General features: G+C 71.9%; 10 protein-coding genes. 7 read left to right on the forward strand and 3 right to left on the reverse strand.

The genetic code is table 11. From position 1 onward, the window contains the following. Nucleotides 1–9: 9 nt before the first annotated feature. On the forward strand, nt 10–798 hold the full coding sequence (locus ITJ55_RS08700; protein WP_194595029.1) for a GNAT family N-acetyltransferase: 789 nt from the start codon (nt 10–12) through the stop codon (nt 796–798). A 28-nt stretch (nt 799–826) separates the two neighbouring features. On the opposite strand, the gene ITJ55_RS08705 is transcribed toward ITJ55_RS08700, so the two are convergent. Together ITJ55_RS08705 and ITJ55_RS08710 are read right to left on the reverse strand one after the other, a co-directional pair. Further along, a complete protein-coding gene (locus ITJ55_RS08705) occupies nt 827–1,156 on the reverse strand; it encodes an MGMT family protein (RefSeq protein WP_194595030.1) in 330 nt (109 codons plus the stop codon). Then, nucleotides 1,153–1,623, reverse strand: coding sequence for a GNAT family N-acetyltransferase (locus tag ITJ55_RS08710; protein WP_194595031.1), 471 nt, complete (start codon nt 1,621–1,623; stop codon nt 1,153–1,155). Before ITJ55_RS08710 ends, ITJ55_RS08705 begins: the two co-directional genes overlap by 4 nt. 99 nt (nt 1,624–1,722) lie before the next feature. Between ITJ55_RS08710 and ITJ55_RS08715 the strand changes: the two genes are divergently transcribed. The 5 genes from ITJ55_RS08715 to ITJ55_RS08735 all read left to right on the forward strand — a co-directional run bounded on the left by ITJ55_RS08715 (nt 1,723) and on the right by ITJ55_RS08735 (nt 9,526). Further along, the gene (locus tag ITJ55_RS08715; protein ID WP_194595032.1) at nt 1,723–2,997 is read left to right on the forward strand and encodes an ROK family transcriptional regulator; all 1,275 of its coding nucleotides are present in this window, start codon (nt 1,723–1,725) and stop codon (nt 2,995–2,997) included. A 141-nt stretch (nt 2,998–3,138) separates the two neighbouring features. Beyond that, nucleotides 3,139–4,527: an extracellular solute-binding protein gene (locus ITJ55_RS08720; protein ID WP_228498091.1), complete on the forward strand. Its 1,389-nt coding sequence runs from the start codon at nt 3,139–3,141 to the stop codon at nt 4,525–4,527. A 4-nt stretch (nt 4,528–4,531) separates the two neighbouring features. After that, nucleotides 4,532–5,518, forward strand: a complete 987-nt coding sequence (locus tag ITJ55_RS08725; protein ID WP_056259594.1) for a carbohydrate ABC transporter permease — start codon at nt 4,532–4,534, stop codon at nt 5,516–5,518. A gap of 2 nt (nt 5,519–5,520) precedes the next feature. Beyond that, nucleotides 5,521–6,357 carry a carbohydrate ABC transporter permease gene (locus ITJ55_RS08730; protein ID WP_056259591.1) on the forward strand — a complete coding sequence of 279 codons (837 nt, stop codon included), beginning with the start codon at nt 5,521–5,523 and terminating at the stop codon, nt 6,355–6,357. 94 nt (nt 6,358–6,451) lie between these two features. Beyond that, the gene (locus ITJ55_RS08735; RefSeq protein WP_194595034.1) at nt 6,452–9,526 is read left to right on the forward strand and encodes a glycoside hydrolase family 38 C-terminal domain-containing protein; all 3,075 of its coding nucleotides are present in this window, start codon (nt 6,452–6,454) and stop codon (nt 9,524–9,526) included. Nucleotides 9,527–9,682: 156 nt separating this feature from the next. On the opposite strand, the gene ITJ55_RS08740 is transcribed toward ITJ55_RS08735, so the two are convergent. Then, entirely contained in the window at nt 9,683–10,609 is a 927-nt protein-coding gene (locus tag ITJ55_RS08740; RefSeq protein ID WP_194595035.1) for an ROK family protein, read from the reverse strand. Between the two features lie 340 nt (nt 10,610–10,949). Between ITJ55_RS08740 and ITJ55_RS08745 the strand changes: the two genes are divergently transcribed. Next, the gene (locus ITJ55_RS08745) at nt 10,950–12,155 is read left to right on the forward strand and encodes an ROK family transcriptional regulator (RefSeq protein WP_370544086.1); all 1,206 of its coding nucleotides are present in this window, start codon (nt 10,950–10,952) and stop codon (nt 12,153–12,155) included. Nucleotides 12,156–12,229 lie beyond the last annotated feature (74 nt).

Consider the following 12,229-nt stretch of genomic DNA (forward strand, 5'->3'; position numbering starts at 1 on the left):
CTGGCCCCGATGACCGACGCGACGACCTACCTGCACGCCTACGACGAGCAACTGCGCACCGACGCCGAGACGCCGAGCGCCCTCTCGGTCACCCGGCACGGCCCGCTGCGACTCGTGACCTTCGCCGGCGGTCGCGGCTTCGTCACCTACCGTGACCTCGGGGGAGCGGACGCCGACGCGATCCGCGACCTGGTGGGGGTCGCCGTCGCGCACTTCCGCGCCGACGACGAGATCACCCGGGTCGAGTGGAAGACGCGGGGGCACGACGAGGCCCCCGGGCTGCACGACGCGCTCGTCGCCCACGGTTTCGAGCCCGGCGAACCGGAGTCGATCATGATCGGCCCGCTCCGCGCACTCGCCGATCTCGGCGAGGTGCCCGAGGGGGTGACCGTGCGTCGGGTCACGACCGAGGGCGACGTCCGCGCGATGAGCGCGATGGTCGACGAGGCCTTCGGTGAAAGGGTCGACGCGCGCACGGCCGACGCCTTGCTCTCGCGTCTGGCCCGCGGCGACGGCACGGAGCTCTGGGTGGCCGAGGTCGACGGTCGTATGGTCAGCGGCGGCCGACTCGAGCCCGTGCCCGGCACCGATTTCGTCGGCATCTGGGGCGGTGCCACCCTCGAGGCGTACCGCCACCGCGGCATCTACCGAGCGCTGACCGCGGCACGAGCCCGTTCGGCTCTCGCCGGGGGCAAGACCCTGGTGCACAGTGACTCGACCGAGGGTTCGCGGCCGATCCTCGAGCGGTCCGGCCTGGTCGCGGTGTCGACGACGACTCCGTACGACTGGGCGCGCTGAGTCAGGGGTCGCGTCACCCCGTGCCCGGTCAGGGGCGGTGGGAGGCGCGCTCGAGGTCGACGCGGAAGACGCCCGTCCGGCTCCACAGCAGGGGAGTGCCCTCGACGCGGTACATCTCGAGGGCCCGCTGCTCGTGGTCGCGCGGGGCGTGGCCGGAGGCGCGGATCACCCGCCACCACGGGAGGTCGGCCCCGGCGTACGCCATCACCTGACCGACGCCCCGCGACGCCCGCGACCCGAGGGCGGCCGCGACCGAGCCGTAGGTCATGACGTGGCCGGGCGGGATCGACTCGACGACGGCGATCACGCGCGACGCGAAGTCGTCGGGGGCCGGTGGCCCCTCGGCGTCGGCGCTCACGCCTCCGGTGACGCCAGCGTCAGTCCGGCGATCTGCTCGCCGTAGGGCGTCTCGCCGATGACCTCGAAGCCGATGTGGTGGAAGAACTCTTCGGGGCCGTCGTCGCCGGGCTCGTAGATGACGGTGACGCGGTCGAAGCCGCGGCTGCGGGCTTCGTCGGCGAGGGCGTGGACGGCGAAGCGCCCGATGCCGCGGCCCTGGGCGTCGGCCTCGACGTTGATGCGCCAGATGCAGCTGCGCAGGGCCTCGTCGTCGGCCTCGGCGTCGAAGTTGCCCATGATGAAGCCGACCACCGTGCCGTCGGCGTCGACGACGACCCGGGGCCACGCGGTGGTCGGGTTGACGTAGGCCTCGGCGATCGAGTGCGAGACGGGAGCGACGAACTGCTCTTGCCCCGGCTTGAGCGTGAGGTTGTTGGCCGCGACGACGGTGGCGGCGGACAGTTCTTCGAGGCGCAGACCAGACATGGCATCAGGGTATCGGCGTGCCCCCGAGGGCACCACCACCCGGCGGATGAGGGCCGCGGCGGGCGCACGGAGGCCCCCGGGTCGTGGATGATGGCGAGAATGAACCGCGGGACGAACCTGCCGGCGATCGGCGGCTACAACCGATCCGTGGTGCTCGACGCGATCCGTCGAGAGAGCGCCGGCCTCAGTCGCACCGAGATCGCCGGTCGGACGGGGCTCAGCCCGCAGGCCGTGACGAACGTCTCGCGACGCCTGCTCGAGGCGGGTCTCATCCGCGAGAGCGGCACCGTCATCAGCGGCCCGGGCAAGCCGCGCACGATGTTGCAGCTCGAGTCGCGCGGCAGGTTCGCCGTGGGGGTGCACATCGACCCCGCCGTGCTCACCTTCGTGCTGCTCGACCTCGTGGGGACGGTGGTGGCGCACGCCCGAGAGTTGACCCCGTCCGCGAGCGAACCCGACGAGGTGGTCGCCCTGATGGCCCGGGCCATCGACGGGCTCGTCGTGACGAGCGGCGTCGACCGCGAGCTGCTGCTCGGGGTCGGCATCGCCTCGCCCGGCCCGGTCGACATCGGCCCCGGTCTCGTGCTCGACCCGCCGATGATGCCGCTCTGGCGGCACGTGCCGCTGCGTCGGGCGCTCAGCGAGGCGACCGGCCTGCCGGTCCTGCTCGAGAAGGACGTCACGGCCTGCGCGGTCGCCGAGACGTGGCTGAGCGAAGGAGGCGCGGGTCGGCGCACCGACTTCGCCTTCGTCTACTACGGCACCGGTTACGGCACCGGGCTCGTGCTCGGCGGCGACGTGCTGCGCGGGGCCAGTGCGAACGCGGGGGACTCGGGCCACGTCATGGTCGCCGACCACGGGCACCGCTGCACCTGCGGGCGCATCGGCTGCGTCGGTGAGCTGATCACGCCGCACGCCCTGGTGCGTGAGGCCGTCGACGGGGGAGTCCTCGTCGCCGGCGACGTGTCGGACGACGCGCTCGCCGAGTCGGCGCGGCGCGGGGACGACGTCGACATGCGCCGCATCGACGAGGCGTTCGGCGCCCTCGTCGGCAAGGCGGACGCGGGCGACGCCGCGGCCTTGGCGGTGCTGCACGGCGCCGGTCGCCACCTGGCCAGGGCGCTCGTCACGATCGTCAACCTGCTCGACCTCGACGAGATCGTCTGCGGCGGGCCGTTCTGGGCACCGCTGTCGCGGCACGTCCTCGAGGTGCTGCCGGCGGCCGTGCGCGACGACCCCGCGCTGATCCCGAAGCATCCGATCCGCATCGTGGAGTCGTCGATCGGCATCGACGTCGCGGCCGTCGGGGCGGCCTGCCTCGTGCTCGACCAGACGTTCTCGCCGCGGCCGTCCGCGCTGCTGATCCGCGCCTGAGGGGCCGACCCGCGCCTCCTGGTCCGTTACCGGAACGTTGCCCGCCTCCTTCTTGACACGAGTTACTCCATACGATGTAGTAATCGCATCGCGGTCGGGCAGAGCTGCCCGGCGCCGACGCGGATGGAGCAAAGGAGCACCATGTCACGCACGTTCACCTCGGCCCGGGGGCGCAAGCGCGCACTGGCCGTCGCCGCCGCGGCAGTCGCCACGGCCCTGCTGGCCTCGGGTTGCGCGGGGGGTGCCGGCGACGGCGACTCCGACACCATCAAGGTCGCGTACCAGAAGTTCGGCACGTTCACGCAGATGGACGCCCACATGAAGGAGACGGCCAAGACCTTCGAGGCGGCCAACCCCGGCATGAAGGTCGAGTTCGTGCCCATCGCCGCGCAGAACGACGACTACTTCACCAAGCTCGCGCTGATGAACCGCTCGGCCGCCACCGCGCCCGACGTGATGTACGAGGACACATTCAAGGTCAAGAGCGACGCGGCCGCCGGCTACCTGCTGCCGCTCGACGAGTACACCGCCGGGTGGGAGGACTGGGAGAAGTTCTACGACAACGCCAAGGAGGCCGGCGTCGGCGAGGACGGCAAGACCTACGGCATCCCGATGGGCACCGACACGCGGGCCCTCTGGTACAACAAGGACCTCTTCGCCCAGGCCGGGCTGCCCGTGCCGTGGGAGCCGAAGACCTGGCAGGACGTGCTCGACGCGGCCGAGACGGTCAAGGCGAAGGTGCCGGACGTCGTGCCGCTCAACGTCTACTCGGGCAAGCCGCAGGGCGAGGGCGCGACCATGCAGGGCTTCGAGATGCTGCTCTACGGCACCCCCACCGGCACCCTGTACGACGACGAGACCGGCAAGTGGCTGACCGACTCGCAGGGCTTCGTCGACTCGCTCGGCTTCATCGAGGACGTCTACCAGGGCGGCGTCGGACCGAAACCCGAGGAGGCGCTCGACACGAACATCGCCACCATCGTCGGTGGGGAGTGGCTTCCGCAGGGCAAGCTCGCGATCGCCCTCGACGGTTCGTGGATGAGCGGCACGTGGCTCGAGACCGGCACGAACCCGTGGCCCGAGTGGAACGACGTGATGGGCCAGGCGCCCATGCCGACGCAGGACGGCGCGAAGCCGGGTGCGACGAGCATGTCGGGCGGCTGGACGCTCGCCGTGGGGTCGAAGACGAAGAACCCCGACAAGGCGTTCGAGTTCATCGCCGACGCCCTCGACAAGGAGGGCTCGCAGAGCTACGACATCGCCGCCAGCCAGATCGCCGTGCGCAGCGACGTCGCCGAGGACCCGGAGTACGTCGACAGCAACCCGACCTTCGAGTTCTTCTCGTCGATCGTGCCGGTGACGCACTTCCGCCCGGCGACGACCGACTACAGCCGCATCTCGAACGAGATCACCGTCGCGATGGAAGCCGTCATGACGGGCCAGCAGAGCCCGGAGGAGGCCGCCGCGGCCTTCGACGAGCAGCTGGTCGGCATCGTCGGTGAGGACCAGACGCAGAAGGCGGGGGACTAGCCGGATGGCGACCATCGCCCCCACCCCGGTCGGCCGCGAGAGCGGCCGGCCGGGGGCCCCCGGGCCCGGCCCCGGGCCCCACGGCGAGAAGCCGGGTCGCCGGGCCGGTGCCTCGAAGGCCCGCGCGCTGCGCACGGGTGCCCGCACCCTGCCGCTCGTCCCGGCCTTCGTGCTGCTCGCCCTGTTCTTGCTGGGGCCGGTGATCTCGAGCTTCTACGGCTCGTTCACCGACGCCTCGCTGACCGGTTACGCCGCGGGCGGGTCGGAGTTCATCGGGTTCCGCAACTACACCGAGCTCTTCGCCGACCCGGACTTCCCGAAGTCGGTGCTGTTGACGCTCGCCTTCGTCTTCTTCTCGGCCGTGGTCGGGCAGAACGTCGTCGGCCTCGGGCTGGCGCTGCTGATGCGGAACGGCCACAAGGTCGTCCGGTCGATCGTCGGCACCTTCGTCATCGCCGCCTGGGTGCTGCCCGAGATCGTGGCGGCCTTCGCGGCGTACGCGTTCTTCAACGACGCGGGCACGCTCAACACGGTCCTGTCGTGGTTCGGCATCACGGGCGCCAACTGGCTCTACGCGCTGCCCATGCTCTCGGTGATCCTCGCCAACATCTGGCGCGGAGCCGCGTTCTCGATGCTCGTCTACTCGGCGGCGGTGCAGGAGGTGCCGCCCGAGATCACCGAGTCGGCCGAGGTCGACGGCGCCACCGGTTGGCAGCGCCTGGTCTACATCACGCTGCCGGTGATCCGACGCAGCATCTCGACCAACCTCATGCTGACCACGTTGCAGACGCTGTCGGTCTTCACCCTGATCTACGTGATGACGGGTGGCGGGCCCGGCGTGAACAGCACGACGCTGCCGATCCTCGCCTACCAAGAGGCCTTCCAGTTCTCGCAGCTCGGCTTCGGCACCGCCATCGCCACGATCATGCTGCTCGTCGGCGCGGTCTTCTCGATCATCTACATCAGGGCCCTGAAACCGGAGGTCGACTGACCATGGCCATGACCTCACCCAGCGGCCGCAGCATGAAGGCCGTCTCGAACGTCGTGCTGATCGTCATCGCGATCTGCTTCGCCGTGCCGCTCGCCTGGCTGCTGCTCGCGTCGTTCGACCCCTCGGCGACGTTGTCGGCGAAGGTGCCGTCGCAGTTCACGCTGGACAACTTCACGGCCGTGCTCACGCCCGAGATCTCGTTCGTGCCGCTCGCCAACAGCCTCATCGTCTCGGGTGGCTGCGCCCTGGTGACCGTGGTGGTGGCGATCCTCGCCGCGTACCCGTTGTCGCGGTACCGGATGCGCATCAACAAGCCGTTCCTCTACGGCATCCTGTTCGGCACCGGCCTGCCCATCACCGCGATGATGGTGCCGGTCTACAGCCTGTTCGTCTCGCTGAACCTGATCGACTCGATCGGCGGCACGGTGTTCTTCCTGGCCGCGACCAGCCTGCCGATGGCGATCTGGATGGCGAAGAACTTCATGGACTCGGTGCCCATCTCGCTCGAGGAGGCCGCCTGGACCGACGGCGCCTCGATGTTCTCGACGCTGACGCGCATCGTCGTGCCGCTCATGCGGCCGGGCATCGCCGTGGTGTTCATCTTCGTGTTCATCCAGGCCTGGGGCAACTTCTTCGTGCCCTTCGTGCTGCTGCTCAGCCCCGACAAGCAGCCCGCGGCCGTCAGCATCTTCAACTTCTTCGGGCAGTACGGCTCGGTGGCCTACGGCCAGCTCGCCGCGTTCTCGATCGTCTACTCGGTGCCCGTCATCGCGTTGTACGTGCTCGTGTCGCGGACCCTCGGCGGATCGAACGCGCTGGCCGGCGCCGTGAAGGGGTGACGCGCCTCCCCACCAGTCAGCCCCCAGCCCTCGCGATCCACAGAACGACCCGCCCCACCGCGCGCTCCGGCGCGCCCGTCAGGAGACTGATCCCATGCACGACAACACCGTCCTCGTCGAGGCCCGCATCGACCGCTTCGTCCGCGACCGCATCACGCCGGCGGTCTACCGCCGGGCCGTCCCGTTGACGATCTCGGCGTGGGAGGCGCCGGGCGAGCCGGTCCCGTTCGCCGAGGCCGTCTCGCACGAGTTCACGCCCTTCTCGGTCGGTTCGCCGTGGAGCCGGCCCTGGGGCACCACGTGGTTCCACGTGACCGGCACGGTGCCCGACGACTTCGGCACCGACCCCTCGACGGCGCTCGAGCTGGTCGTCGACCTCGGCTTCAGCATCCGCCAGCCCGGGTTCCAGGCCGAGGGCCTGGTCTGGCGGCCCGACGGCACGATCGTCAAGGCGATCGAGCCCTACAACGGGTACGTGCCGCTGACCTCGATCGGGGCGGGCGTCACGCCGGGCAGCACGATCGACGTCTACGTCGAGGCGGCCTCGAACCCCGACATCGGCGGTGACGACTTCCACGGCGAGACGCTGCTGGGCGACCCCGAGACCGCCGGCGACGCGCCGATCTACGCCCTGCGGGGCATCACCCTCGCCGAGCGCGACGAGGTGGTCGCCGAACTCGACCGCGACGTGTGGACGCTCGTCGGGCTCATGCGCACCCTCGACCCCGCGACCCCGCGACGACACGAGATCCTGCGGGCCCTCGACCGGATGTGCGACGTCGTCGACCACGCCGACGTGGCCGGCTCCGCGGCACTCGGGCGCGAGGCCCTCGCCGGGGTGCTCGCCTCGCCGGCGAACGCGAGCGCACACCGCGTCGTGGCGACCGGTCACGCCCACATCGACTCGGCCTGGCTCTGGCCCGTGCGCGAGACGCAGCGCAAGGTCGCGCGCACCTTCTCGAACGTCGTCGCCCTGATGGACGACGACCCCGACTTCGTCTTCGCCGCCTCGAGCGCACAGCAGTACGCCTGGCTGAAGGAGCGGTACCCCGAGCTGTTCGAGCGCGTCAAGCAGAAGGTCGCCGAGGGCCGCTTCGTGCCCGTCGGCGGCATGTGGGTCGAGTCCGACACGAACATGCCCGGCGGCGAGGCGCTCGCGCGTCAGTTCGTCGCCGGCAAAGGGTTCTTCCTCCGTGAGTTCGGCGTCGACGCCGACGAGGTCTGGCTGCCCGACTCGTTCGGCTACACGGGCGCGATGCCGCAGATCGCCCGGGCCGCGGGGGCGAGCTCGTTCTTCACCCAGAAGGAGTCGTGGAACGAGACGAACCGCATGCCGCACCACACCTTCCTCTGGGAGGGCATCGACGGCAGCCGCGTCTTCACGCACTTCCCGCCGGTCGACACGTACAACTCCGACCTCTCGGCAGGCGAACTGGCGCACGCCGAGAGCGGCTACGCCGAGAAGGGGTTCTCGAACGTCTCGATCGTGCCGTTCGGCTGGGGCGACGGTGGTGGCGGGCCGACCCGCGAGATGATGGCGGCCGCGCGCCGGGCCGGCGACCTCGAGGGCTCGCCGCGCGTGACCGTCGGCACCCCCGCCTCCTTCTTCTCCCAGGCGCGGGCCGAGCTCTCCGACCCGGCCGTCTGGTCGGGCGAGATGTACCTCGAGTTCCACCGCGGCACCTATACGTCGCAGGCGCGCACGAAGCAGGGCAACCGGCGCAGCGAGCACCTGCTGCGCGAGGCCGAGCTCTGGAGCGCGACGGCCGCCGCGCGCGGGCTGGTCGACTACCCCTACGACGAACTCGAGCAGATCTGGCACGTCGTGCTGCTGCAGCAGTTCCACGACATCCTGCCCGGCTCGTCCATCGCCTGGGTCCACCACGAGGCCGAGCGGCACTACGCCCGCGTCGCCGAACAGCTCGAGGCGATCATCGGTTCGGCCCAGCGCGCGCTCGCGGGGTCGGGCTCGGCGACGACGACCTTCAACGCCGGGCCGGTCACGGCGGCGGGCGTCGCCGCGTCGTCGGGTTCGGCCGAGGGCCTCGCCCAGGAGGCGGGGGTCGGGTCGGTCTCGCCGGTCGCCCACGGCGACGGTTGGGTGCTCGACAACGGGCTCGTCCGCGCGGCGTTCGACGGTGACGGCCTGGTCGTCTCGTTGGTCGACGCCTCGTCGCGGCGCGACCTCGTGGCCCCGGGCGAGAGGCTCGGCCTGCTGCAGCTCTTCCGCGACACCCCCAACCAGTGGGACGCGTGGGACGTCGACCAGGCCTACAAGAACGTGCGCACCGACCTGGTCGAGGCCGAGTCGGTGGTCGCCGAGGGCGGCGCGCTCGTCGTGACCCGTCGCTTCGGCGGGTCGACGATCGTGCAACGGTGGTGGCTCGACGAGGGCGAGGCCGAGCTGCACGTGCAGACCGACGTCGACTGGCACGAGCGGCAGAAGCTGCTGAAGCTGGCGTTCCCCCTCGACGTGCACGCCGACCGAGCGGCCTCCGAGGTGCAGTTCGGGCACGTGCAGCGCCCGACCCACCAGAACACCTCGTGGGACTTCGCCCGCTTCGAGACGGTGGCCCACCGCTGGGTGCACGTGGCCGAGCCCGGCTTCGGCGTGGCCGTCGCGAACGACGCCACCTACGGGCACGACGTCACCCGCAGCACCCGCGACGCGGCCGACGGGGGTGACGGCGGCACGACGACGCTCGTCCGACAGTCGCTGCTGCGCGCACCGACCTTCCCCGACCCGTACGCCGACCAGGGCCGGCACGTGCTCCGCTCGTCGGTTCGCGTCGCACCCGACGTGCTCGAGGCCGCGACCGCGGGCTACCGGCTCAACCTGCCCGTGCGACGGGTCGAGGGGGCGTCGGGTGCCCGGGTGGCTCCGCTCGTGACGTCGTCGTCACCCGCGGTGCTGGTCGAGGCGGTCAAGCTCGCCGAAGACCGCTCGGGCGACCTGATCGTCCGGCTCTACGAGGCTCGGGGTGCTCGGGCGTCGAGCACCGTCACGGTCGACGCCGACAGCGGGTTCGGCGAGGCGTGGCGCACCGACCTGATCGAGCGCGAACTCGAGCCGGGCACCGCCGGGGCGGGTCGATGGGCCGCGGGTTCGGTCGTCGAGCTGACGCTGCGCCCGTTCGAGATCGTGACGCTGCGGGTGGCCAGGGCGTAGCGACGCCGAGCGCCCTCCCGCGGGCACCGCACCACGAGATGGTCACAGCACCAGGTTTTCTCCTGGCGCTGTGACCATTTTCTGGCGTCGTGTCCCGTGGCGCCGTGGGCGTGGCGGCGCGGGGGCGCGACTGTGCGGCGGGTGCGGGTGCGCTCGTCAGAGCGCGGCGGCGACCGCGGCGCCGGGCCCGCGGGCTCCGACCGTCGCCGCGCCGACGGCGGCCACGGGGAACCCCGGCGGCAGCAGCTCGATGCGCGACGAGAGCTCGAGCGACGCCAGGAAGGGCGACCCGGCCGCCCAGCGGTCGAGCACTCCGGCGACGTCGTCGAGCAGGGGTCGACCGAGGTTGCTGAGCCCGCCGCCGATCACGACGGAGTCGACGTCGGTCGTCAGGACGAGGAGGCGCACCGCGGCCGCCACGCCCGCCGCGAGGTCGGCACGCACGCGGACGGCCTCGGGGTCGCCCGCGTCGGCCGCCGCGAACAGCGCCACGGCCGGGTACGCCCCCTCGGTGGGCCAGTGGCGTGAGACCGCGGCCCCGGCCGCCACGGTCTCGAGGCACCCGCGCTGACCGCAGGGGCAGGCCTCGCCCGCGGGGTCGACGGGGACGTGGCCGATCTCGCCCGAGACCCCCCGTGACCCGCGCCAGAGCTCGCCGTCGACGACGAGGCCCGCGGCGAGGCCGGTGCCGAGGTTCAGGTAGCCGACCGAGCCGGACAGCGACATGGCGAGGTAGGCGCCGAGTGCAGCGGCGTTCACGTCGTTCTCGACCCGCACGGGCACCCCGAGCCGGGCCGCCATCGTGGGCCCCACCGCCACGTCGTCGAAGCCGATGTTCACCGCGTGCCGGACGCGACCCGTCGCGCCGTCGACCAGGCCGGGGATGCCGACGCCGACCGACTCGAAGGCGGTGACGTCGACGCCCGCTCGGCCGGCCAGCGAGGTCACGGCCGCGATCGCGTTGGCCAGCACGGCGTCCGGGCCGAAGCCCGTCGGCAGCCGGAGGCGGTGGACGGGTGCCCCGGACGCGTCCACGACGACGGCGTCGATCTTGGTGCCGCCGATGTCGAGACCGACCCTCACGGCCGCCCCGTCGGCTCGGCTGCGGAGGGGCCCGCCGGGGCACGGCCGGGCGCACCGGGGGCCGCGACGACGGACGCGGTGGCGGGCGTGGACATGTTTGTTAGTAAAGCTTACGAACCACGCCCCGGCAAGAGGTCGCGGCGATCGCCGGTCGATGTTTCGGGTGTTGACCGTCGGTGTTTCGTGTGCGTAAACTCGCCGCCACACACCTTGACACGTGTTTGTAAGGCTCATTTACTAACGGCACGCCACCATGGCGTCGCCACCCCGGCACCGCTGCCGGCGGGCCTGCAGACCGGGCCACAGGTCGGCGACGATGCCGAGACGAGAGGACGCGCCCGTGACCAGCACGACGATCACCAGGCAGCAGCAACCGCCCGTCCGTGCGCACAATCGGTCGCTCGTCCTGCAGGCGCTCTACCGTGACGGCTCGATGAGCCGGGCGGACCTCGCCCGGCGCTCGGGGCTGACCCGTCCCACGGTCTCGGCCCTCGTCGCCGAGCTGATCGACGGCGGCGTCGCCCGCGAGCTCGGCGTCCGGGACGACTCCCGGGTCGGCAAGCCGGCGACGCTCGTCGGCATCGAGTCGGACGCCTTCCACATCGTCACGGTCGACCTGTCGAGCGCGGAGCGCTTCGTCGGGGCCGTCGTCGACCTGCGGGGCGGTGTCGTCGAGCGCGCGAGCGTCGACCTCGACGGCGCCGTCGGCGAAGCCGCGGTCGCCCTGGTCGAACGTCTCGTCGACGACCTCGGTGCGCTGACGACCCGCCCGGTGCTCGGCGTCGGTGTCGCGACACCGGGCATCGTCGACCACGACGGGGTCGTCCGCACCGCCGTCCACCTCGGCTGGTACGACCTGCCCTTGCGGGCGCGCCTGTCCGACCACGTCGGGCTGCCGGTCCACGTCGGCAACGACTCGAACGCGGCCGCCGTGGGCATCCGCACCTTCGGCGAGACGACCGTGCAGGCCACGACCGCCACCGCGCACCCCCCGACCGCGCACCCCGTCGCGCACCCCACCACCGCGCACCCCGCGACCGCACGCCCCGCGCCGGGCCAGAGCCTCATGGTCGTCACCATCGACCACGGCGTCGGCGTCGGGCTCGTCGTCGCCGGTGCCCTCGTCGAGGGCGACCAGTTCTCGGCCGGCGAGATCGGCCACGTGACGGTCGACGAGAACGGCGACGTGTGCGCGTGCGGGCGACGCGGGTGCCTCGAGGAGGTGCTGGCCGCTCCGCAGCTCAGGGCGCGCCTCCGTCAGCACGACGAGGGGTCGCGGGGTGCCGTGCTGCACGACGCCGGTCGAGCGCTCGGGCTCGTCCTCGCGCCGATCGTCAGCGCACTGAACATCGACGAGGTCGTGCTGTCGGGCCCCGCCGACCTGGTCGAGGGAGCCCTGTTGCGGGCCGCCCGCGAGACCGTCCGGCAGCGGACGCTGTCGGCCGTCAGCAACGGCTTGACGATGCGCATCGCGGGCAGCGGCACCGACCTCGCCCTGCGGGGTGCGGCGTCGTTCGTGCTGCAGGCCGAACTGGGGCTGACGTGAGCCCCACCACAGACCTCGGGGGCCCACCCCCGGAGGCGGCGAGGGCCACCGCCCGTGCCGCATTCCCGACCCGA

This window comes from Frigoribacterium sp. VKM Ac-1396 (assembly GCF_015350895.1).
In the GTDB taxonomy this organism is placed as follows: Bacteria; Actinomycetota; Actinomycetes; order Actinomycetales; family Microbacteriaceae; genus Frigoribacterium.